Origin of the sequence: Micromonospora sp. LH3U1 (assembly GCF_028475105.1) — a bacterium.
Taxonomy (GTDB): Bacteria; Actinomycetota; Actinomycetes; order Mycobacteriales; family Micromonosporaceae; genus Micromonospora.
In genome coordinates, this window is record NZ_CP116936.1 from 459668 (window position 1) to 482338 (window position 22671).

17 protein-coding genes and 1 pseudogene are annotated in these 22671 nt (G+C 71.3%); 8 read left to right on the forward strand and 10 right to left on the reverse strand.

Annotated features, from left to right (window positions below; genetic code table 11):
• Nucleotides 1-198: 198 nt before the first annotated feature.
• The gene (locus PCA76_RS02130; protein ID WP_272619130.1) at nt 199-714 is read left to right on the forward strand and encodes a sigma-70 family RNA polymerase sigma factor; all 516 of its coding nucleotides are present in this window, start codon (nt 199-201) and stop codon (nt 712-714) included.
• Complete coding sequence (locus PCA76_RS02135) at nt 711-1430, forward strand: anti-sigma factor family protein (protein ID WP_272614892.1); 720 nt, start codon at nt 711-713, stop codon at nt 1428-1430. The genes PCA76_RS02130 and PCA76_RS02135 overlap by 4 nt, the downstream gene beginning before the upstream one ends.
• 106 nt (nt 1431-1536) lie before the next feature.
• Here PCA76_RS02135 and rarD read toward each other — a convergent pair whose 3' ends face one another.
• The 4 genes from rarD to eccE all read right to left on the reverse strand — a co-directional run bounded on the left by rarD (nt 1537) and on the right by eccE (nt 5473).
• Complete coding sequence (gene rarD, locus PCA76_RS02140) at nt 1537-2460, reverse strand: EamA family transporter RarD (RefSeq protein WP_272614893.1); 924 nt, start codon at nt 2458-2460, stop codon at nt 1537-1539.
• Nucleotides 2457-2954, reverse strand: a complete 498-nt coding sequence (locus tag PCA76_RS02145; protein WP_272614894.1) for a GNAT family N-acetyltransferase — start codon at nt 2952-2954, stop codon at nt 2457-2459. The genes rarD and PCA76_RS02145 overlap by 4 nt, the downstream gene beginning before the upstream one ends.
• 130 nt (nt 2955-3084) lie before the next feature.
• Nucleotides 3085-3471 (reverse strand): phage holin family protein, encoded by a 387-nt coding sequence (locus tag PCA76_RS02150; protein WP_272614895.1) that lies wholly within the window; start codon nt 3469-3471, stop codon nt 3085-3087.
• Between the two features lie 61 nt (nt 3472-3532).
• Nucleotides 3533-5473, reverse strand: coding sequence for a type VII secretion protein EccE (gene eccE / locus PCA76_RS02155; protein WP_272614896.1), 1941 nt, complete (start codon nt 5471-5473; stop codon nt 3533-3535).
• A 263-nt stretch (nt 5474-5736) separates the two neighbouring features.
• Between eccE and PCA76_RS02160 the strand changes: the two genes are divergently transcribed.
• Together PCA76_RS02160 and PCA76_RS02165 are read left to right on the forward strand one after the other, a co-directional pair.
• The gene (locus PCA76_RS02160; protein ID WP_272614898.1) at nt 5737-6057 is read left to right on the forward strand and encodes a WXG100 family type VII secretion target; all 321 of its coding nucleotides are present in this window, start codon (nt 5737-5739) and stop codon (nt 6055-6057) included.
• A 22-nt stretch (nt 6058-6079) separates the two neighbouring features.
• On the forward strand, nt 6080-6373 hold the full coding sequence (locus PCA76_RS02165) for a WXG100 family type VII secretion target (RefSeq protein ID WP_272614900.1): 294 nt from the start codon (nt 6080-6082) through the stop codon (nt 6371-6373).
• 85 nt (nt 6374-6458) lie between these two features.
• Here the strand turns inward: PCA76_RS02165 and mycP are convergent, their stop codons facing one another.
• A complete protein-coding gene (gene mycP / locus PCA76_RS02170; protein ID WP_272614902.1) occupies nt 6459-7685 on the reverse strand; it encodes a type VII secretion-associated serine protease mycosin in 1227 nt (408 codons plus the stop codon).
• Nucleotides 7686-7837: 152 nt separating this feature from the next.
• Here mycP and PCA76_RS32725 point away from each other — a divergent pair.
• From PCA76_RS32725 to PCA76_RS02180, 3 genes and pseudogenes are all read left to right on the forward strand, one after another.
• Nucleotides 7838-8467: pseudogene (locus tag PCA76_RS32725) on the forward strand (SseB family protein); the annotation flags it as partial.
• Nucleotides 8468-9003: 536 nt separating this feature from the next.
• Nucleotides 9004-10779, forward strand: a complete 1776-nt coding sequence (locus PCA76_RS32730; RefSeq protein ID WP_442930191.1) for an SseB family protein — start codon at nt 9004-9006, stop codon at nt 10777-10779.
• Nucleotides 10776-11141, forward strand: coding sequence for a hypothetical protein (locus PCA76_RS02180; protein WP_272614904.1), 366 nt, complete (start codon nt 10776-10778; stop codon nt 11139-11141). Before PCA76_RS32730 ends, PCA76_RS02180 begins: the two co-directional genes overlap by 4 nt.
• 4 nt (nt 11142-11145) lie before the next feature.
• Here PCA76_RS02180 and PCA76_RS02185 read toward each other — a convergent pair whose 3' ends face one another.
• The 4 genes from PCA76_RS02185 to acs all read right to left on the reverse strand — a co-directional run bounded on the left by PCA76_RS02185 (nt 11146) and on the right by acs (nt 20535).
• The gene (locus tag PCA76_RS02185; protein WP_272614906.1) at nt 11146-12078 is read right to left on the reverse strand and encodes an alpha/beta fold hydrolase; all 933 of its coding nucleotides are present in this window, start codon (nt 12076-12078) and stop codon (nt 11146-11148) included.
• A 720-nt stretch (nt 12079-12798) separates the two neighbouring features.
• Entirely contained in the window at nt 12799-15210 is a 2412-nt protein-coding gene (locus PCA76_RS02190) for an immune inhibitor A domain-containing protein (RefSeq protein ID WP_272619133.1), read from the reverse strand.
• 344 nt (nt 15211-15554) lie between these two features.
• Nucleotides 15555-18347, reverse strand: a complete 2793-nt coding sequence (locus tag PCA76_RS02195; RefSeq protein ID WP_272614908.1) for an immune inhibitor A domain-containing protein — start codon at nt 18345-18347, stop codon at nt 15555-15557.
• Nucleotides 18348-18570: 223 nt separating this feature from the next.
• Nucleotides 18571-20535, reverse strand: coding sequence for an acetate--CoA ligase (gene acs / locus PCA76_RS02200; RefSeq protein ID WP_272614909.1), 1965 nt, complete (start codon nt 20533-20535; stop codon nt 18571-18573).
• Between the two features lie 387 nt (nt 20536-20922).
• On the opposite strand from acs, the gene PCA76_RS02205 reads away from it, so the two are divergent.
• Nucleotides 20923-21669: an oxidoreductase gene (locus PCA76_RS02205; RefSeq protein ID WP_272614910.1), complete on the forward strand. Its 747-nt coding sequence runs from the start codon at nt 20923-20925 to the stop codon at nt 21667-21669.
• A 152-nt stretch (nt 21670-21821) separates the two neighbouring features.
• Here the strand turns inward: PCA76_RS02205 and PCA76_RS02210 are convergent, their stop codons facing one another.
• Nucleotides 21822-22625, reverse strand: coding sequence for an HAD family hydrolase (locus PCA76_RS02210; RefSeq protein WP_272614912.1), 804 nt, complete (start codon nt 22623-22625; stop codon nt 21822-21824).
• Nucleotides 22626-22671: the final 46 nt, after the last annotated feature.

Below are 22671 nucleotides of genomic sequence, written 5' to 3' on the forward strand. Positions count from 1 at the left end.
CGACAGGCGGCGTACCAGCCGGACGCTAGGAGGACGTGGTGAGCGCTCGTCGGCCACGGTGTGAACCGGGCATGAACACATTTGTGGGCGGCAACCGGCACGCAGCCGGTCTGACCTCGGGCTGAACCGATCGGCGTGACCGCACGTATTCACGAGCGGACGCACCGCCGGACGCGCGCCGGAAGCGAGGAGACCGCCATCAGCGACCATGACGCCCAACTGCTGCGCGCGCTGCACGACGAGCACGCGGAGGCGCTGTACGCCCATGCCCTGCGGCTGGTCAACGGGGACCGGCAGCGGGCCGAGGACCTGGTGCAGGAGACGCTGCTGCGGGCCTGGCGACATCCGGAGTCACTGGACCCGCGGCGCGGTTCGGTGCGGTCCTGGCTGTTCACCACCGCCCGCAATCTGGCCATCGACGCGTGGCGGCGGCGGTCCACCCGGGTTGGCGAGGTGTTCACCGACGACCTGCCCGAACCGGCCGAGGCTATCGACGAGGCCGAGCGGGCGGTCGAGGCGTGGACCGTCGCCGAGGCACTGAACAGGCTCAGCCCGACCCACCGGGAAGTGCTGGTCGAGTGCTTCTACCAGGGGCGGTCGGTGGCCGAGGCGGCATCCCGCCTGGGCGTACCGCCGGGGACCGTGAAGTCCCGCACCCACTACGCGCTGCGGTCTCTACGGTTGGTCCTGGCTGAGATGGGGGTGACGGGATGACCCGGTGCGAGTTCGCGTACGACGACGGCGCGTACGTGCTGGGTGCCCTGGCCCCCGCCGAACGGGCGGCCTACGAGCGGCACCTCGGCGGCTGCGCCTCCTGCCGGGAGGCGGTCGCCGAGATCGCCGTCCTGCCCGGGTTGCTCGGGCGGCTCGACCCGGCGGGGTTGGAGCAGATCCTGCCGCCGCCGGCCCCGCCCCGGGTGCCCGCACTGCTGGAGGAGGCCCGCCGTCGGCGGCGTCAGGAACGCTCCGCGGACCGGCGACGGTACGCGCTGACCACACTGGCCGCCGCCGGGCTGGCCCTGCTGGTCGGTGTGGGCACAGCCGTGGTGCTGCCCCGCCAGGCCGGCCCGACCGGCCCACCCGGGGCGCAGGGCACCGCACCTGCCCCGCAGATGTCGATGGTCGCCATGCGGCCGGTGGCTGCCGCCGGGCCGGTGCACGCCGACCTCGGGCTCACCGGCACCGAGTGGGGTACCGAGGTGACCATGCGCTGCGGGTACGACGCGCGGACGAGCTATGGCAAGGCGTACCCGTTTCGGCTGGTGGCGCGCGGCCCCAACGGCGCCACCGAGCAGATCGGCTCCTGGCTGGCGGCCCCCGGCGACGACCTCAGGTTCACCGGTGCCACGAGATTCACCGACGCCGAGTTGGTCAGCGTAGAACTCCAAAAAGCCGACGGCACCCCCATCCTCACCTACGCCGTCCCCTGACCCGCCGCGATCTTGCACTTTCTGTCCCACCACAAGGGACATAGCGCCCATAGTGGCGACCGGAACTGCAAGATCGCGGCGGGTCAGGGGGTGGGGGTGGAGCGGGTTAGGGGGTGGGGACTGGGACTGCGGGGGTGTGGGTGCGGGTTCGGCGGGTCTGGCGGGAGGTGCGGACGGCGTCGGCGGTGAAGACGACGAGGGCGAGCCAGACCAGCGCGAAGCCGGCCAGGCGGGCCGGAGGCATCGGCTCGTGGAAGATCAGCACACCGCAGCCGAGCTGAATGATCGGCGCCAGATACTGGACCATGCCGAGGCTGCTCAGCGGCAGCCGGTTGGCCGCCCCGGCGAACAGGAGCAGCGGGATCGCCGTGGCCACACCGGCCAGCACCAGCAGCGCGGTGTGCCCGGCCGAGACGTGCCCGAAGGTCGAGTCGGCTCTCCTCATCAGCCAGGCGAGATAACCCAGCGCCGGCAGCGCCAGCACCGCCGACTCGACGAAGAGCCCCTCCGCCGGGGGCAGCCCCAACCGCTTCTTGACCAGGCCGTAGCCAGCGAAGCTGAACGCCAGGGTCAACGCCAGCCAGGGCAGCCGGCCGTAGTCCACCGTGAGCACCGCGACCGCCGACGCGCCGATCCCCAGCGCCACCCACTGCGCCGGACGTAGCCGCTCCCGCAGCACCGTCACCCCGAGCAGCACCACGACCAGCGGGTTGATGAAGTAGCCGAGCGCGGTCTCCACCACCCGGTCAGAGTTGACCCCGTAGATGTAGGTGCCCCAGTTGACCGCGATCAGCGCGGCGGCGGCGACGATCCCGGCCACCGCCCAGGGGCGACGCAGCAGCGCCCGTAGGAAGCCGACGTTGCGCAGCGCCGCCAGCAGCAGGGCTACGAAGATCACCGACCAGACGATCCGGTGGGCCAGGATCTCCAGCGGGCCAGCCGGTCGCAACAGCTTGAGATAGAGCGGAAAGAAGCCCCAGAGCAGGTACGCGCCGAGGCCGTAGAGGTATCCCTGGCGGAGTGACGTCACGCCTCCACCGTAAGGGGCGTACCGCCGCTTTGTTCCTTTCCGGTGACCCGGGTCACCGGCGGACGCCGGTCGAGCTGCATCCACCGCTCCGGCACGTCCAGCGGAGTGAAGCCCACACCCGCGTAGACCTGGTGTGCGTCGTTCGTGGCCAGCAGGATTCTGCGTACGCCGAGCTCGGCCAGGTGGTCGCTGACCGCGCCGGCCAGCCACCCGCCCAGACCGCGACCCCGGGCGGCGCGGTCGACGTACACGTCGCACAGCCAGGCGAAGGTGGCGCCGTCGGTGACCGCCCGTGCCACCGCCACCTGGCTGCCGTCCTCGGGCCGGTAGACGCCGAACGGCAGTGAGCCGGCGAACGCGCGGGCGGTGGTCTCCCAATCCCGTCCGAGCGCCCAGTACGCGTCGGTGGACAACCAGTGGTGCACCAGGTCCAGATCGAGCCGGGCGGGGTCGGTGCTGAGCAGGTGGCCGTCGGTGCGGGTCAGCGAGAACACGCTGCGACGCTAACTGCCGAGGTGGGCACCCACGCCGGCCAATTCCCGAACTCTGGTCAGTGGCCCGCCCGGACCCCGACCGTGGTCGGAGCCCCGGGCGGGCCGGGTCGGGGTGCTGGCCGGTGACCGGTCAGTCGCGGTCGAGGACGGCGCCGAGGATCCAGGTCACGATGCTCACGAAGAGAGCACCGAGCACGGCGGCCGGCCAGAAACCGTCCACGGAGAACGGCAGGTCGACCTGGTCGGCGATCCAGCTGGTGAGCAGGAACAGCAGCCCGTTCACCACCAGCGCGATGAGACCCAGGGTCAGCAGGTAGAAGCCACAGCCGACGGTCTTGATGACCGGCTGGAGAACCGCGTTGACCACACCGAAGATCACCGCCACCAGGAGCAGCGTGGTCACCGTCTCGACGGCGGAGTTCGACTCCAGAGAGATGCCCGGAATGAGGAGTGTGGCCAGCCAGAAAGCCAGCGCTGTGCTGGCCAGCCGAATCAGCAGACCTTTCAGAAAACCCATGGCGGGGATCGTGCCACGGACGACGCACCGGCGTAACCCGGCAGTTGACCACCCGGGTGGATCAGCCGCGCGCCGGCCGCCCGATCAGTTGCGACTCGATCGGAGTGGGGGAGAGCAGTGCCCAGCGCAGCGCCCGCCGGTTGACCACCGCCACCATGTCGTCCCGGATCCGGGTCAGCCACTCGGCCGAGCCGCCCAGCCCCAACGCGGCGCCGGCCAGCGCGGCCTCGGCGGCGTTCAGCGGCTGCAGCAACGCCAGGTCGGCCCGGCTCAACGCGTCCACGTCCGCTGGAGTCAGCTCGTCCCGTACGACCAGGGTGGCCCGCCACGGCGGGCCCGGCTCGGCCTCGGCCGCCACCGGCCCGGCGTCGACGACCAGCAGCAACGGATGCAGCGCCGTGCCCACCCCGTCGGCGACCGGCCGACCGGGTGGGATCAACGGGATCGTGCCGCCCGGCGCGCCCACCCCTCGGACGAACGGCTCCCAGGCGCGTGGCCGTGCGGTCTGCACCACCACCAGGGCGCCGAGTGCCAAGGCGCGCAGGGCCACCAACTGGGCGGCGCGCACCCCGCCGACCAACAGCACCCGGGTGCTCTCCGGCCGGAACAGCCGCACGGTGATGGCTCCGCCGTGCCGGTTCGTGCCGACCATCATCCCCGCGTCGCCCAGGGTCAGCTCCCAGTCGTCCATCGCGGGCTGGGGCTGCGCCCCGGGTGCGGTCAGCGCCAACGGCAGCGTGGCGGCCAGCCCGGTCAGGTGTGCGCCGTCGAGCCGTCGCAACTCCCCACCCAGGTCGGTCACCAGCCGGTTCAGCGCCTCGCTGGCCGTTGCCAACTCGGTCGCCGTCCCGGCGGCCAGGCGTACGGTCAGCTCGGTTGGCACGCCGACCGCGCCGGTGCTCGGCGACGGACCCGCGGAGATCGACACCGTCGTCGCGGTCGCCGGCAGCGCGAGCAGCCGGGGCACCAGCCGCCGACCACCCGGACCGTCCGCGTCCGGCCACTGGGCCAGCCGGAAGGTGGCCTGGACCAGGTTGCCGGACCGGAGCGCCGGCCAGGACTCCCGCACCCCATGGCCGTCGTGGTGGGCCAGCTCGCCCAGGACGCGCAGCGCCGCCGGTACGCCGAGCGGTCGCGCGGTCAGCGGCCCGAGCCGGCGGACGATCCGGCGTACCGTGCCGGCGAGTACGCGGCGCAGGTCTTCCTCAGACCAACCGTCCACCCGCAGCACCCGGACCGCCACCACGGCCCGCTCCCGCCCGGCGAGCCGTCCGTCGGTGAGCTGCCGGTACGACGTGCCGACCGTGCCACCCGCGGCCGGCACCGGCGCCGGTGCCCCGGCGAGCAGCAGTTGGATCCGCAGCGGGGGCACGGTCGGCACGGCCGGGGGCAGCAACGCGGACGGCGCGGGGATCGCCCGGGACACGTCGCCGAGCAGGTCGCCGGGGTCGCCGAGCTCCAGCAGTGCCACCATGCCGGCGGTGTCCTCCAGCACCGCCGCCGGCCCGCCGGTCAGCTCCGTCGACCGGACGACGGTGCCGGGAGCGACCAGATCGAGCAGTTCGGCCGATCCGGCCGGCCCGGTCAAGGCCCGACGGCGGGTCAGGTGCCCGACGGTGGTGCCCAACCACTCGAAGAGCCACCGGCCCCGGACCCGGACCCAGGCGGCCCCCACCAGCAGCACCGCCACCAGCACGGCCGCCACGATGACCGGTGCGCCCCGGCCGAGGGCGGTGAGGACGAGCGCCGCCGCGACCTGTGCGGTGACAAGTTGGCCGGCCCGTACTCCTGCGCCCGCGCGCCGCGCCACCGAGGCCCAGCGGTCGACGGGCGACCGACGACGAGGTGTGCGTTGATCGACTGAGCCAGGTCTGCGGTCGGCGGGCGTGCCCGGACCGATTGCCCGCGAGACGGCGCTTGGCCCGGGCCCGACCGGGGGCGCCGGGTGCGGTCCTCCGGTGGTGATCGCCGGCACCGTGCCTCCTCGACCAGTGCGGACCATGTCAGGCGGCCGGCCGCCCTCCGACGGCCCGTCACGCGCCGCGACGTGGCTGCGGCACATCGTAAGCGACCGATGGCCGACGTGGTTGTCCACAGGGGAGGTGCGCGGGGTAGCAGAACCGCTACGAGGCCGCTACCGTCAGCCACGAAGCTCATCGCTGACCCGTGTCTCAGTGCTCGACGGCCGGGCCAAGCGAACGACGCGTTCCCCAGAGCGGGCGCGTTGACGGCCAGGTGCGATCAGAGAGACGAGGTGACGTCGGGGTGTCCCAGACCCAGGCAGAAGCCGCGGTGATGCAGCAGACCGCCGCGAAGTTCGAGCAGGTCGACCAGTCGTTGCAGTCCATGCTGACCGGCCTGCTGGCCGAGCTGGAGGTGTTGCAGCAGGCCTGGCGTGGCGCCGGTGGCCGGTCGTTCGAGCAGGTCAAGCGCCAGTGGTCACAGGACCAGGCGGCGCTGCACCGGGTCCTGCGGGAGACCGCCGGGGCGATCCGCACCGCCGGCCGGCACTACGACGCCTCCGACGACGACGTCGCCAGCCGCGTGGCCGGCACCAACCGCGGCGGCATCCAGCTGCCGCTCTGATCCCGCTCGGGAGGGAAATCCGATGGACCATGGTGTGCTGGTCGTCAACTTCGCCGCGCTTCAGCAGGCCGGCGCGGACATCCAGAAGGCGTTGAACACCCTCGACTCGCAGCTCGGCCAACTCGAACGCGATGCGGCCCCGCTGGTGTCGAGCTGGACGGGCGAGGCCCGACAGGCGTACGAGCAGCGGCAGGCGCGGTGGCGGTCCGCTTCACAGGACCTCCAGGCGATGCTGCGTGACATCAAGTTCGCGGTGGACGACTCCGCCACCGACTACCTGGACACCGAAAAGAAGAACACCGGGCTGTTCCAGTGACCGCGGTGGGCCGGGAGCGCTGACCGTGTCCGGGTCGGCGCCCTGGCCGCTGCGGGTCAGAGGTCAGGGCGGTGCGCCGGCGGGGTCAGGCCTGGCCGGCGGGGCGCCAGCGTCGGCGTGCGCCACGGGGCAACACCAGGGCGAGCAGTGCCACGGTGGCCGCCGTCGTGCCGACCACCGCACCGACCAGCAGGGCCCGATCCCGGGCGGTCGCCCGGCGGGCCTGGCGGGCGAGCAGTGCCGGGTCGACACGGTCGTCGGCGAGCACGGCCACCGGCCGAGGGTCGGCCGCGCGGCCGCCGCTGGTCTCGGTGACCGCACGGTACGGGTTCAGCACGCCGGCGCCGTACCCGCCGCCGTGGCCGGCGCCAGGAGCTGGATCGGCGGTGGCGACGATCCGCTCCGCGACCTGGGCGGCGGTCAGATCCGGCCGGTATTCGCGCAGCAACGCAGCGGTGGCGGCCACGAAGGGCGCCGCGTAACTGGTGCCCTCGACCCGATGGTGGCCCGCGCCGGGTGCGGCGGTCAGCACCGCACTGCCCGGTGCGACCAGGTCGACGTACGACCCGGTCTGGGAGAAGGTCGCCCGCTCGCCGTCCGCCCCGATCGCCCCCACGCCGAGCACCCCGTCGTAACCGGCGGGGAACGGCCGGGGGTCCCCGCCGTCGTGCAGGTTGCCGGCGGCGGCCACCAGCACCACGTCCCGGTCGACCGCGTACCGCACGGCAGAGCGGACTTCCGGGTCATCCGCGTACAGCACCACGGACAGGTTCACCACGTCGGCGTCGTGGTCGACGGCCCAGCGGATGGCCTGGGCGAACTCGTCGGCGCTGACCGTGCGCCCCGACTCCCGCCCCTGCACCACCTGCTGCTCACTCACCCGTACCGGCAGGATCCGGGCACCCGGCGCCAGGCCGCGAAACGCGACTCCGTCGCGGGGTGCCGCCGCGATGATGCTCGCCACGCCGGTGCCGTGCCCGGCGCAGTCCCGACTGCCGTCGCCGCCGGGGTCGAGCAGGTCGGTGCCGGCCAGCACCCGTCCGGCCAGTTGAGGGTGTACCCGGTCCACGCCGGAGTCGACCACCGCGACGGTCACCCCGGCGCCAGTGGCCAGCGGCGCGAGCCGGGCGGGGTCGTACCGTTGCTGTGGCCAGGGTGTGGCCGTGACCGGCCGGACGGGGGCGAGTGGGGTCGCGCAGGCCGGTGCCGCCCGGAGGCTGGCGGCGGTGGCGGCGACGATCGGGAGGGCCGGTACGGTCAGCAGGCTGGCGGCCAGACCTGCGAGGACCGGCCGCGTGATCGATCGGGACATCGACAGCCTCCGTATCGTGTCGGCTCCGGGACGGGATGTTATCGCCTTGTCCGCGCCCTGGCAGACCGCCGACGGCCAGCAATTGTGATCTTGATGCCACCTTGTAGGTTGTACGCGATACCTGTGGCCTGTTCTCGGAAGGAGAGGTGGCCGTGACCGAATGGGAGCCGGCCACGGAGGCCGAGGTGGCGATGCGCGACGCGCTGCGCGCCAACGATCAGGAGCTCTACTTCCGGCTCCTGTCCCGCACCGATCTGTTGTTGCCGGTCGCCGCGCCAGCGCAGCCCGGCCAGGCACCCGCTGGCTGGGGCACCTGGACCACCGGCGGCCGGACCCACGTGCTGGCCTTCACCTCCGCCGCCGCACTGCGGACCTGCCTCGGCGAGCACTCCGGCAGCAACCGGCGCATCCCCTTCGCCGACCTCGCGGTCAGCTGGCCCAACCAGGAGTGGTGGCTCGCCGTCAACCCGGGGCTGCCGGTCGAGGGCTACCTGCCGGCCTGGTTCGTGTCCCAACTCTCCCGGGGCGACGTGCGACTGCCCGGCCGTGCCATGGGCGCCCGCGCTCGGCTGGAGCGGGCGGAGACCCTGGCCCGCACCCGGACCGGCGTGCCCGGCCGGGACGGCGCGCCAGCCGCTGGATCGCCTCCCGCGATGGGTGCGGCGTCGTCCGGGCCCGCCCCGATTCCGCCCGCCCCGACCTCGCTTGCCCCGATCCCGTCCGCCCCGATTCCGCCCTCCCCGATCCAACCGCGGAGGCCCGCTCGGGGCGCGGTGCCCCGTGTGGGCGCCCCGTCGGTGCCGGGTCCGGCGCTCCGGACACCCGGCCCCGCTGAGCCGTCGCGCCGATCCGGCGAGGAGGACATGCCCGCTGCCGGTCAGCGGCATCCGACCGACCCGCCTCGAACCGACCCGCCTCGAACCGACCCGCCTCGAACCGACCCGCCTCGAACCGGCCCGTCGGGCACCGGCGCCCTGCCCCGCACGGGCCGGCCGTCCCGGTTCGCACCGTTGACGCCCCCGAGCGCCCCGGTGTCGGTCCGGCCGATGGCCCGGCCCCGGGCTGGCCGGCGGCGAATCGGCCGGGCGACGTCGACGGCCTGGCGGCGGGTAACGGCAACGGCGGTCCCCAGGCCCCTCGGCGCTCCTTCTTCGAACCCACTTCCGCCCGGGATCGGGTGCCCGACCCGACCCCGAGCGGCGGCCGGTCCGGTGACCGTGCGGCCCCACCGACCCGCTTCGGCCGAGGCAGCCAGCCCTTCCCACGCCGCCGTCCGCCCGAAGCGCTGGCCGACGAGACCGCGACACGGGCCTTCCCCATGACGGATCCGGACGCCACCCGGCCGCTGCGGCAGCCGGCGGGCGACCTCGGCGCGTCCCGAGGGGTACGCGCACCGGCATCCGGCGAGGAGATCACCCAGCCCCTGCCTCCGCGCTGGCCCGATCCGGTGGCCGAGGAGCCCACCCGCGCGTTCCGGATGACCGGTGAGCCTCCGCTGACCAGGGCGTCGGAGCGGCCCAGCCCTTCGGCGGACGAGACCCAGGCGATCCCGCGTGACCGGCCGAGCCGGTTCGGGCCGGTGGACGGGTTGTCGGCGTCCGTCGCAGAACCGGTCTCCGGCCCGCCCGCGCCGCGCCGCGGCTTCACGCCCATCGTCATCGAGGGCACCATCATCGAGTCCCGCGACCTCACCGACCCGGTCGAGAGCAGCGGCCCGGTCGATGCGACCCGCCGGCCCGCCCCCGCCGAGGCCGCCCCGCCGCCGTTCGGCTCGGTGCCCCCCGGTCCGGGCCTGTTCGGTCCGTCGTCGTTCAGCCCCAGCCCTCCCGGTCCCGCGTCGTTCAGTCCCAGCCCTCCCGGTCCGTCGTCGTTCAGTCCCAGCCAGTCCGGTCCGGGCCCGTACGCCCCACGCCCCACGGCTCCGGCGCAGGCCGACCTTGCTGGCGCCGAGGTGGGCAGTGTGCGCACCGATGACCGCCCCGGCGTCCCGGCCAGCGGCGATCGCGCCGACCTCGGCGGTTCGTCGGTCGGCGTGACCGGCTCGGATCGGGTCGGCAGCGACGAGAGCACGATCACGGACGGCGACGGGCAGCGCCCGCCGGCCGACGAACCGGCGCCGGTCGAGTTCGAGCCGGCCAACACGGTCGAGGAGGACCTGCTCGGCGCCGCCGGTGTCGGCAGCACGGACACGTTCCTGTCCACCCTGCTGCTGGCCCGGGTGCTGCTGCCGGCGGCACCCGAGTCGGTGCGGGGGAGCCGCCCCGGGGATCCGGGCTTCGTCTGGCGTACCGGGCAGCTCGACGGCGAGACGTACGTGGTGGTCTACACCTCGCCCGAGCGCCTCGCCGACCACACCGAGGGTGACGTCGACACGGTCCGGGTGAAGTTCGCCCAACTGATCCGGCGCTGGCCCGAGGAGGACTGGTCGTTCGCCGTCAACCCGGGCACCCCGGTCGGTGCGAAGTTGCCCGGAGAGCAGATCGTCGCGTTGGCCAACTGGGCCGCCGAGGTGGGGCTCGGTGACGACCTGGAGGTGGACCCGGAGGAAGCGCCGGCCGTGGCCGAGCCCACCGCCCGCCCCCGGTACGCCCCGGCGGCGGTCGACCCGACCCGACCGACGGTCATGCAGAAGGCGATCGCGCCCAGTCAGCTCGCGTACTACCTGGATCGGGGGTATGACCGGGTCTCCGGCTTCGTGCACCGGGCCGGTGAGCTGGCCCACCTGACCACGCCGGCTCAGGTGCACGACGCGCTCGGCCTCAGCTACCCCGGGTCGCCGTTCACCCGGGAAGCCGAGGAGATCTACGTGCTGCGGTGGCCGGCGCACCGGCCGAGCCTCTACCGGATCCCGTACGGCGGTCAGAACGAGCCGGCGATGCGCGCCATGGAGGGCTGGGTCATCGAGCGTCCACCGTTCCGGGGCAACGGGTTCGCCCCGGGCGAGAGCAGCGACGTGGTGGCGGAGTTCAAGGTGGACAGCGCGCGCCTCCCGCACGGCACACAGCTGTGGCGGATCGGCGCGGACGGCACCGAGCGGGTGGTCGCGGAGCTCGACACCGACACGGTGGTCTGGCGACGGGTCGGTGAGGCGTGATGCGCGACGGATACGTGGCCCGTTGGCAGGGCCGGGAATACCAGGCCAGCCCGGACGGCGACGACATCCGCCTCTACCAGCCCGAGCCGGGCGAGGGCTTCAAGGAGGTCCGCGCGGGCAGGTACGTCCGGGTGCTGCCGGCCAGCGACATCGAGGACCTGGCGTACGTGCGGACCACCTGCACCTGGCAGGGGCAGCCGTTCATCGTGCTCGGGGAGCACGACGCCTGGCTGCGGGTGGAATACACCGGTGGCCGCTGGCCGGTGGCTGAGGCGATGCGGCTGGAGGTCTTCGACTTCGGCGTCTACCAGGGTTGGGCACCGGCCGCCGAGGTCACCGACCTGCGGGAGCAGCGGGTCTGACCGGTCAGGTCTTGGCCCAGCGCAGGATTTCGCCGAGCACCAGTTCTGGTGCCTCCAGGTGCGGAAAGTGCCCGACCCCGTCGAGCAGTCGCCACTCGTACGGGGCGACGACGTAGCGGCCGGAGCCCAGGGCGGTCCGGGGCAGGGAGGCGACGTCCAGAGCGCCGTGCAGTTGCAGGGTCGGAGTGATCAGCGGCTTCTGCATCAGGCGGACGAACCGGTAGCCGTGCAGCCGTAGCAGCGAGCGGAACGCCCAGCGGTAACCCTCCATGGCGCAGAACGCTGCCTGCGGGATGCACATCGCCTCTCGGCACCGCGCGGCGTACGCCTCGAAGCCCGACCCGGCCACCCAGCGCGGCCCGCCCCAGCGGTGCAGGATCTCCGCGACAGCCGCCGCGCCGTCCCGGGTCAGCACGTGCTCGTAGCGGGGTAGCTGGAACTTCAGCGCCAGGGTGGAGGCGGCGAACTGCCCGCGCGGATCGGCGAAGGTGGCGGTGCGCAGCCGCAGCGGGTGCGGCGCCCCCAGCACCACGAGCCGGCGGACCAGGGACGGGTGGAACGAGGCCACCGTCCAGCCCACCATGCCACCGATGCCGCTGCCGACGATCGTCGCCGACCGCTCGCCGAGTGCGCGGATCAACCCGGCGATGTCGGCGGCGAGGGTGTACCCGTCGTACCCCCGGGGTGGTTTGTCGCTGGCGCCGTAGCCGCGCAGGTCGACGGCGACCGCCCGGAAGCCGGCGTCGGCGACCGCCGGCAGCATCTGGTGCCATGCCCACCAGTGCTCGGGGAAGCCGTGCAGGAAGAGCACCATCGGCCCGGTGCCGGCCTCGACCACATGGAATTGGGTGCCATTGGCGCCGACGAAGCGGTGCGTCCACGGCCCCTCGGTGAGGACACAGGACTCATCGACGACTTCGCCGCGCTGGTCGGTCATGCGCCCAGCCTAGGGCCCCTGCGCAGGGCGCGGTCCGGGCCGGTCCGCAGTGGCGCTGCTCGGCCGGGCATCGTACGGCGGCTCACTGCGACACGATGCTCCTCGCAAGGCCCGGGCCGCAACTGATGCGGGCCCGCGCCGGGGCGATCCGCAGCGTTACAAAGCTCCCGGTCCGCAGTTCGCCGGTGTCCGGACCGTGCAGCGCGTACTCGGTTCCGTCCTCGCTGACCAGCCCGTAGCAGGGGCCCGCGCCGCCCCGGGTGATGGTGCCGCTGACCAGGTCGGTCTGCCGCAGGTCGCTGGGTGGGCTCGGTTTGGCGACGGGTGGGCGCATTGTCGGTGGCTCGGTGGCGGACAGCGGAGGCCGGGCTGACGATGCGGTGGCGGCCGGTGCTGGCGGGCTGGTCGGGTCGAGGAACGGCGTCGGGGTTGCGTTCGGCGTGGGCGGGGCGCTGGACGGGACGGGTCGGTCCTCGGATGGTGTACCGACGTCCCCGGGGCTGGCACACGCGACCGTGGTTAGCAGCGGGATGAGCAGGAGCAGGGCGCGGGGGATGGTGGGCACGCCCTTTCGACGCTGCTCGGGGTGCCCCGGTTCCGACGCAAGCGGAGCTCAGGTCTGGTCGGCCCGCTGTGAGGGCCGCCCGTCACGACGGCACCGGAAACGAACAGCGGCGCCCGGGGAGTCCCGAGCGCCGCTGCCGTGTATTGCTGAAGAAACTAGGAGATACGGATCTTCATCTGGGTGCCGTCCTGCTCCAGAACCTTGATCTTGACACCGGTTGCGGGGAGCTTGACGCCGTGGTTCGGCAGCTCCTCGTAGAAGTACTTCTTGGTGTCGTCGAACAGCGGCGCAGCATCCTGACCGCGGATGTACTGCGGCTGGCTGTTGAGGTGCAGGGTGAACGAGTCGGCCTTCTTCAGGCTGAACGGTGCGTCGTACACCTGGATACGGGCACGCCACGGAGCTCCGGTCAGGTTGTAGATCGGGCGCGGGTGCGCGTCGATGTACAGGTTCCGACCCTCACCCGGGTGGGCGACCGTGTTGTTGTCCGTCCAGCGGGTGTTCCAGTACGAGATGAGCAGACCCTCCTGGTACGCGTAGTGGTCCACCCAGTCCGGGCGGGTGTTCGCGTAGCCGAAGAAGTACGGGCCGGTCTTCAGGTACTTGTCGTACGAGACGTACGACCGGTTGCCAGCGATGTAGTAGTTGTCGAACAGCCGGGTGTAGGTCGCCCCAACCACCTGGAAGTTCTCCAGTGCCCAGCCAGCGGCGGTCTCGGCGCCGTCGCTGAACACGGTCTGACCGTCGGCGGTCACGGTGATCGCGTCACCGAAGAAGCCACCCTCGGAGACACCGCCGTCGGTGACGTAGTGCAGACGGATCTGCGCCACCTTGCCGGCGAGCGAGGTCAGCGGGATGTTGATGTCGGCCCATGCACCGTTGCTGGTGCCGTCGAGGGCCGGGCGGCCAGCGCCGTCCACGCCGATCGGCGCGCCGTTGACCGTGCCGTCCAGGTCGGCCCAGGTCTGACCGCCGTCCGTCGACGCCTCGAAGTAGAGGAAGTCGTAGTTCTCCTCGATGCTGTACTTGCCCTTGAGCGACAGTGCCGCCGCGGACTTACCGGTGAGGTCGAACGTCCTCGTCATCTTGCTGTCGAGGTCGTCGTCGTTACCGGAGAAGTACTGCTTGGCGCCCTCGAACGGCGCGCCGTAGTTGAACGTGTATTCCTTCTGGGGAAGCACGACCACGGCGGCCTGTGCTTCCTTCGAGTTGTATTCCTGCGGGCCGAGCTTCAGCGTGCGCTTGTCCCCGGCAACGATGACCTCGTAGTCGAGCCAGCCGAGCTGGAGCTTGTTCCACGCGCCGAGGTCGCCGCCACGGTCGCCGATGCCCACGTCGTTCTTAGCACCGAGCCGGCTCTGGGCCATCAGGGTCCAGTGCTCGTTGTTGTTGTCGGCCGGTCCGTAGTCGTCCGGCAGGCCCAGGTCGTGGCCGTACTCGTGGTAGAAGACGCTGCGGCCGCCGTTTTCCGGCTGGATCGTGTAGTCGCGGATCCAGACGCCAGTGTTGCCGATCTGGGTGCCACCGATCGGGAAGTTCGGCGGGCCAACGGGCGAGCTGTTGAAGGCCGACCAACGGTGGCTCCAGATGGCGTCCTCACCCTGCTGCGGGTCACCGTCGGCCTGGTCGCCGCCGGAGTGGACGATCTGGAAGTGGTCGATGTAGCCGTCCGACTCGTTGAAGTCGCCGTCACCGTCGAAGTCGAACCGGTCCCACTGGTCGAAGGACTTCATCTCCGTGGCGATCTGTGCGTCCGTCCGGCCCTTGGCCTTCTGGTCGACGACCCACTGGTTCGCGGCGTCGCGGATCAGAGCCCAGGTGTTCGAGCAGACGTTGTCGCCGCAGACAGCGGGGTCGCCGGTCGGGTCGTCGTCGGCCTTCGGGTCGTCGGAGCGACCGTAGCGGGCCTCGTTGTAACGAACCTTGACCCAGTCGGTCACCTCACCCTCGACGGTGTAGCGACCCGAGGACTGTGCCTCGTAGTACTGCTTGAGCGACTCGTCGCCCGGGTTGGTGCCGAAGTAGACCTGGCGGAAGTGCTCCGGGCTGAAGTCCGGCTGCCAGATCGTGGAGTTGTCCACGGCCCGGTTGGGCTGCGGGATCTTGTTGTGCAGCGGCCCCTCGAAGGTGGCCGGGCCCGCGATGTTCGGGTCCGTGTCCTTGTCCGGGTAGGACGGGTGCCGCTCGTCGCCGAACTCGGCCAGGATCACGAAGATCTTGTCGGTCCGCTCACGCTCGAGCTCGACGTACTGGTCCTTGCTCTGCTGAGCGCCAGCGGCGGAGCGGGCGTTGGCGCCTGGCGCGCCCGTCTTGCCGACCTCGCCGACCTTGACGACCGTGCTTCCGTTGCGCTCGATCGGCTTGCTGCGACCGCTCAGCACGTCGCTGAGACCCTGCTGCCGCAGCGCGCGGCGCTTTTCCTCGAGCTTGTCGGGGAGTTCGTCCTTCAGCGCCTGCGGTTCGGCAGTGGCAGGTGCTGCTGCCGGCAGTTTGGGCTGAGGCGCCGCCGAGGCGGACGGGCCGTAAACCAGCCCCGTCGCCGTCAGCGAGAGCCCGAGCAGACCCACTGCGACTTTGCGCACGTGGTACCTCCGGTGTGAGGGAACCGGCCCAACGGGGGTACGGGCCGGTGGGAGAACGATCCCACTAGTGGGACCAATGGTGAACTTAGACACTGGCGGGACGGGTGGGAAGATGCACGCGTCGATTTGTTGCAAGATTTTGTTGGGAATGCTTTTCACCGTCACATACCCGCGCTTCATCAGCCACGCTGACCAGCGGGGACCGAGCGTCGAGGTATACAACGACTATTATCGATTGATTTGATCGACCTAAGACAGTGGGGCCGGTGGCGTCTCCGCCACCGGCCCCACCGACACTGCTGTTGTCAGTTACTGCTGAGCAGAAACTGTCACTTCTTCGCCGGGGTCACGTAGATCGTGGCCGACGAGTTGTCCCCTGCCGCCTTCTTGACGGTGAGCGAGACGCCGTAGTTCACGCCCTGGTCGCCGGGGTTACCGGTGCCCAGCACGATCGCGCCGCCGCCCAGGGTGACGCCGTAGAACTCCGGCGCCGGGCTGCCGTCCGGGTGGGTGACCCGGGTGGTGTACGGCGCGTTGTTGCGCGACGGCAGGACCACCGACGCGTCGTTGTCCCGGGCGTACGCAGCACCATCGCGCATCTCGATGCCCGGGTACCAGCCCTTCGCGTCGGTGAACGACTTGACCGGCGGTAGCCCCTTGAACTTGGTGCAGTACGCGCTGTACGGCTCGTCCGCGGCCTCCAGGCACTCCGTGAAGGGGTACGTCCGCTGCAACGTGAAGGCCGCGTTCGACGACTGCGGGCGGCTGGGCAGGTTGTCCGTCACTGACGGGTCCTTCTCGGCCGCCGTGCCCGTGCGGCGGTACGGGTCGAAGTGCGAGTCGACGATGAGCAACCCGCCCTTCGCGCCGTAGCTGGGCAGGGCGGTCATCTGCCCGGTGACGTGGTTGACGTCGCCGAGGGCGGTGTCCCGGTACCAGACCAGCATGCCGGGCGCGTTGTAGGAGATCCGGTCGACCTTCCACGCCTCGTGCGAGTAGATCGTGTCGTAGGCGTACTTCAGGCCCTTGTCGAAGCCGTCGAAGTTGCGCCACTCCGCCAGGTAGTACTGGGCGTGGATCTCGGTGCCGCTGGAGACCTTCCAGCCCGCGCCGGTGGTGTCGACGAAGGTGCCGCCGGTGGCGGTCCAGCCGTTGGCGCCGCCCTCGACGTCGTCACTCCAGGTGGTGGTGCCGCCGCCGGTGACCGAGAAGTCGTCGGCGAACCAGTTGCGCTCCTCGAACGCCTCGTCGGTGGCGAGACGCAGCCGCACCTGCACGGTCGTCCCGGCGTACGCCGACAGGTCGACGTAGTCGTGACGCCAGCCGTTGGTGCTGCCGGTCAGGCCGTACTTCTTGCCGCCGAAGTCGTTCATCCGGCCGTTCGGGTCCGGGTAGCCGTCCGGCGTGGTGACCACGGTGCCGGCCTCGTTGTACACCTTCTGCTCGGTCCAGGACGTGCCGCCGTCGGTCGAGAGCTCGACGAAGCCGTAGTCCCAGTCCGCCTCGATGATGTAGTTGTTCCACATCCAGAACTTCGAGTCCGCTGCCGCCGGCACGTCGACCGAGCGGCTCAGCTTGACGTCGGCCCACTCCTGGTCATTGTTGCTGTGCCACATCTTCGTGCCGCTGTGCGGGGTGGCCAGCGTCGTCACCTTGTCCGGCAGGTCGACCTTGATGCCGTCCTCGGAGTCGATCGGGGTACGCGACGTCTGGCCGAGCTTCACCTCGCGGGGGTTCGACCCGGGGCGGATCGTCAGCGGGTCGGCCCAGCCGAGCACCCACTTGTCCCAGATGCCCATGTGCGTCGGCAGCGCCTGGAAGATCTCACCCGAGTGTGAGCCCGAGGCCATCAGGTCCCAGAAGTCGATGTCGGAGTCGGCGTTGCCGGACGTGTCGTAGAGGTCCGGCAGGCCCAGGTCGTGGCCGAACTCGTGGGCGAAGACGCCGACACCGGCGTCCTCCGGCTGCACGATGTAGTTCGACGCCTTGAGGTTGGTGCCGGGGATGGTGTAGCCACCGGCGACCGTGGAGGAGTGCGCCCAGACGGCGTACACACCCTCGGCGCCGCCACCGCGGGACTTGCCCTGACCGGCGTGCACCAGCACGAGGTGGTCGATCACGCCGTCCGGCTCGTAGACGTTGCCGTCACCGTCCCGGTCGGCCTGGTCCTCGATGTCGTAGTCGGCCCAGGGGAAGGTCGGGTCCTTTGCGACGAGCGCGTCGATCGCGTCGGTCGCCAGTCGGCCCGCGCCGGCCGGGTTGTCCGGGTGGCCGTTCATCGACTGCTCACGGCCGGCGACCCAGGCGCCCGTCTCGTCCTGGAAGCAGCGGTTGGCGGCGTACCAGCCCTCCGAGTGCGGCACGGTGATCCATGGGCTGGCCTGCCCGTCCACCGTGTACGCGTTCTTGGACATCTCCAGGTACATGTTGTGCATGGTGCGGCCGGACAGGTCGATGCCCTTCTTGCCGTCCGGGCCCTTCAGGTCCGTGCGGACCCGCTCGGTGATGCCCTTCTTGGTGTAGAGCATCTTGTTGTAGTGCGTCGGCGAGAAGTTCGGCACCCACATCGAGTTGTTGTCCTCGTTGGGCAGGGTCGCCGGGTTCGGGATCTTGTTGTGCTTCGGGCCGTTCTGGACGGTGCCGGGGACACAGGTCCGGTCCTCGAAGACCGTCTTGGGGACCATCACGCCGGTGAAGTCGTCGTTCGCCTTGTCGTTGAACTCGACCAGCAGCGTGAGCAGCTTCGCCGTCTGCGTGGTCGGCGCCTTCTTGAACTTCCGGGGGTTCTGGCCCGTCTTCAGCGACTTGGCCTCGTCCTTGGCCAGCTGCCGCGCGGTCACCGGGTTGCCCCGGGCGTGCTTCTGGTCGAACTCGCGCGCGGACTCCGCGGCCGGGGTGTAGACGCCGCCCTTGCCCTTGACCTCACGGCCGGTGGTGTCCGGCTGCACCTCGGGCTCGGCGTAGTTGATGTAGTACTCGTCGGCCCCGATCACCGCCCGGGGGGTGCCGGACGACTGAGCGGCCGCGCTGCCAGTCACGGTCAGTGACGTGGCCGCGAGGGCGATGACGGGCAACGCGACGAGTAGTCGTCGGCGCGACCCCGGATGGGATTTTCTGTTCATGCCACTCCGTTTCTCGGCAGAGGACGTCGGCCGGTCGCGGTGTGCGGTGAGGCGCATCGAGACCGCCCGGCCAGCGTGAAACTAAATGACAAACATCCCGTGCGGCGGGATCGTGATCGATGCGTTATCCGTCGATTACCGCGCTGCGGACGTACCTCCACCAAAGACAACGGTGGGTGACGGTCCGTCCGGACCGCCACCCACCGCTGGGGTACGCCTACCGTCAGTCCTCGTCGGACTTGGCGCCGCTCATCCCCGAGGAGATCAGGTCCATCACCGACGAGTCCTGCAACGTGGTCACGTCGCCCAGTGACCGGTTCTCCGCGACGTCCCGCAGCAGCCGGCGCATGATCTTGCCGGAGCGGGTCTTCGGCAGCTCCGCCACCAGCATGATCTGCCGCGGCTTGGCGATCGGGCCGAGCGTCTTCGACACGTGGTTGCGCAGGTCGGCGATGAGCTGCTCACCCGCCTCGCCGACGATGTCCGTGCTGCCGCGCGGAATGGCGAACGCGACGATCGCCTGACCGGTGGTCGGGTCGGTCGCACCGACGACCGCCGCCTCGGCGACCGACGGGTGCGACACCAACGCCGACTCCACCTCGGTCGTCGAGATGTTGTGCCCGGACACCAACATCACGTCGTCCACCCGGCCGAGCAGCCAGATGTGCCCGTCGTCGTCCTTCTTGGCCCCGTCACCAGCAAAGTACATGCCCTGGAACCGCGACCAGTACGTGTCGATGAACCGGTCGTCGTCACCCCAGATGGTGCGCAGCATCGACGGCCACGGCTCGCGCAACACCAGGTAACCGCCACCACCGTTCGGCACCGACTGGCCCTGGTCGTCCACCACGTCGGCCACGATGCCCGGCAGCGGAGTCATCGCCGAACCCGGCTTCGCCGCGGTCACCCCCGGCAGCGGGGAGATCATGATGGCGCCCGTCTCGGTCTGCCACCAGGTGTCCACGACGGGCAGCTCGCCCCGGCCGATGTGCTGCCTGTACCAGATCCACGCCTCCGGGTTGATCGGCTCACCGACGCTGCCCAGCAGGCGCAGCGAGGACAGGTCGAAGCCGGCCGGAATGTCGTCGCCCCACTTCATCATCGTCCGGATCAGGGTCGGGGCCGTGTACAGGATGCTCACCCCGTACCTGTCGACGATCTCCCAGAACCGGCCCTTGTTCGGGGTGTCCGGGGTGCCCTCGTACATCACCTGGGTGGCACCGTTGGAGAGCGGGCCGTACACGATGTAGGAGTGCCCGGTGACCCAGCCGATGTCGGCGGTGCACCAGTAGACGTCCGTCTCCGGCTTCAGGTCGAAGACCGCATGCGTCGTGTACGACGCCTGGGTGAGGTAACCGCCGGTGGTGTGCAGGATGCCCTTCGGCCGGGCCGTGGTGCCGCTCGTGTAGAGAATGAACAGCGGGTGCTCGGCGTCGAACGGCTGCGCGGTGTGCTCCGCCGACGCGGTCTCCACCGTCTCGTGCCACCAGTGATCCTTCTCCGACCACGCCACGTCCTCGCCGGTGCGGCGGACCACCAGCACGTGTTCCACCGACGGGCAGCTCGCCACCGCCTCGTCCACGGTGGGCTTCAGCGCCGACGGCTTGCCCCGCCGGTAACCACCATCCGCGGTGATCACCACCTTGGCGCTGGCGTCCTGGATGCGATTGCTCAGCGAGTCGGCCGAGAAGCCGCCGAAGACCACACTGTGCGCGGCGCCGACCCGGGCGCACGCCAACATCGCCACCGCCGCCTCCGGGATCATCGGCATGTAGATGGCCACCCGGTCACCGGCGGTCACCCCCAGGTCGGTGAGCGCGTTCGCCGCCCGGCAGGTCAGCTCGTGCAGGTCGGCGTACGTGAGGGTGCGGGTGTCGCCCGGCTCGCCCTCCCAGTGGATCGCCACCTTGTCACCCCGGCCCGCCTCGACGTGCCGGTCCAGGCAGTTGTACGCCACGTTGAGCTGCCCGCCCACGAACCACTTCGCGAACGGCGGGTTCGACCAGTCGAGCACCTCGTCCCACTTCTTCGACCAGGCCAGACGATCAGCCTGCTTCGCCCAGAAGGCGAGCCGGTCGGCCTCGGCCTCGGCGTACGCGTCGACGGTGACGTTGGCGTGCGCCGCGAGTTCGGCCGGCGGGGGGAACTGGCGCGTCTCGTTCAGCAGATTTGCCAATGCCTCGCTCATGCCGTGACTCCTCGTCCTCGGGGTGACCTGCGTCTCGCTGGGCACGAGGGTAGTCGCGGGGCTCTCGACCGGCCACGGCTGCCCACTCCGTCGCGCCCAGCGGCCCCCGCCGCGCGCCCGACGGCCGGCGTGGCCCGCGTCCACCCGCGCGCCGCGCCCGCGCGCTTGGCCGTGCGCGGCTGGCTCGTGCGCGGCTGGCACGTGCGCTTGCTCCCCGCCCGCTTGATCGACACGGGTTCGGTGACACCGGGGTATCCGGGCGGGTGGGATACCCCGACATCCTTGAACCCGTGTTGACCTTGCCGTGGTCGGGGTCGTCGGGTGGCCCGGGTCGCGTTGCGGGCGGGTGCGACCCGGGAGATCGGGCTGGGTCGCTAGCGTGGCGGGGTGACCACCGACCCGCTCGCGCCCCTGCTCGCGCTCGCCGATATCGCCGCCGCTGTGGAACAGGCCCGCGAGCGGTTCGACCGGGCGCTCGGGCACCGTGCGCTGCGCCGGCACGGTGGCCAGGTCGCGGCCGAGGTCAGCCTCCGCTCCGCGGTGGCCAGCGCCGCCCTGGAGGGGTCCGCGCACGAACGCGAGGCGGTCCGCGCCGGCACTGTCACCGACCCCGTGCTCCAGGGGGCGCTGCGGGTCGCCGGGGCGCTGCCCGGCCTGAGCGAGCTGTGGCCGAAGGCCCCCCGGCAGGCTCTCGCGAAGCTGCACGTGCTCGCCGCCCGGGACATGGTGTCGGAAGCCGAGCTGGGCCGCCCGGTGGCCGACCCGGTGGTCGCCGCCCGGCTGGACGGGCTGGCTGGGCTGGTTGCTGGCGGTTCGAAGGTCTCCCCGTTGGTGCTCGCCGCCGTCGTACACGGGGAGTTGCTGAACCTGCGCCCGTTCGCCGGGCCGTCCGGCGTGGTGGCACGGGGTGCCGCCCGGCTGGTGCTGCTCGCCAGCGGCCTCGACCCGCGCGGCCTGCTCGCCGTCGACGTCGGGCACCGCGAGCGGGAGCCCGAGTACGTCGGCTCGGCCGGTGCCTTCGCCACCGGCACCCCGGACGGGCTGCGCTCCTGGCTACGCCACTACATGGCAGCCGTCGAGGTCGGCGCCGACCAGCTCCCCACCATCGGCGACGAGATCCTAGCCGCCGCCTGAACGAGGCCAGCCCGACCAAAGCCCCCGACCCTGCCCGCCCTGCCGCCTCGGGGCGTCGATCATGGAGTTGTGGTGCCTCACAAAAGGCGCGAGAGGGACGAATACGCCCACCACGAGTCCATGATCGACCCGGGAGTGGGGGATGCGGGGGGTTAGGCGGTGGTGGCGGCGCGGGTGCGACGGTGGCGGCCGTACCACGCGATGCCGATGGCCACGCCCACGCCCACGCCCAGGGCTGCCGCGGCGACCGGGACCGCCGGCCGCTCCCGTAGGCGTCGGCCCAGCGGGATCGGGTGCCGGAACTCCAGCACCGGCCACGCGTTCTCCGAAGCCAGTTTGCGCAGCTGCCGGTCCGGGTTGACCACACTCGGGTGGCCAACACACTCCAAGAGCGGGCGATCGCTGTACGAGTCGGAGTAGGCGTACGAGTCGGCCAGGTCGTAACCCCGGGCGGCGGCCAACTCGCCGACCGCCTCGACCTTGCGCGGACCGGCCGCGTAGAACTCGACCTCGCCGCTGTACCGGCCGTCCCGAACCGTCATCCGGGTGGCGATCACGTCGGTCACCCCGAGCAGCTCGCCGATCGGCCGGACCATCTCCTCGCCGGACGCCGACACCAGCACCACGTCCCGCCCTGCAGCCTGGTGCTCCTCGATCAGGGCGGCGGCTTCGGCGTACACGTAGGGGTTGATCAGCTCGTGCAGTGTCTCCGCGACGATCTGGCGGACCTGTTCCACCTGCCAGCCCTTGCAGAGCGCAGCCAGGTAGTCCCGTGTTCGGGCCATGGTCTGCTCGTCGGTGCCGCCCAGCCGGAACATCAGCTGCGCGTACGCCGACTTGACCACGTCACGCCGGGTGATCAGCCCGTCCCGGTAGAACGGCCGACCGAACGCCAGGGCGCTCGACTTGGCGATGACGGTCTTGTCCAGATCGAAGAAAGCGGCACTTCGGCCCACGGCGCGAAAGTCTAGCCGGATGGTCTATCGTCGGCGGGTGCCCGGG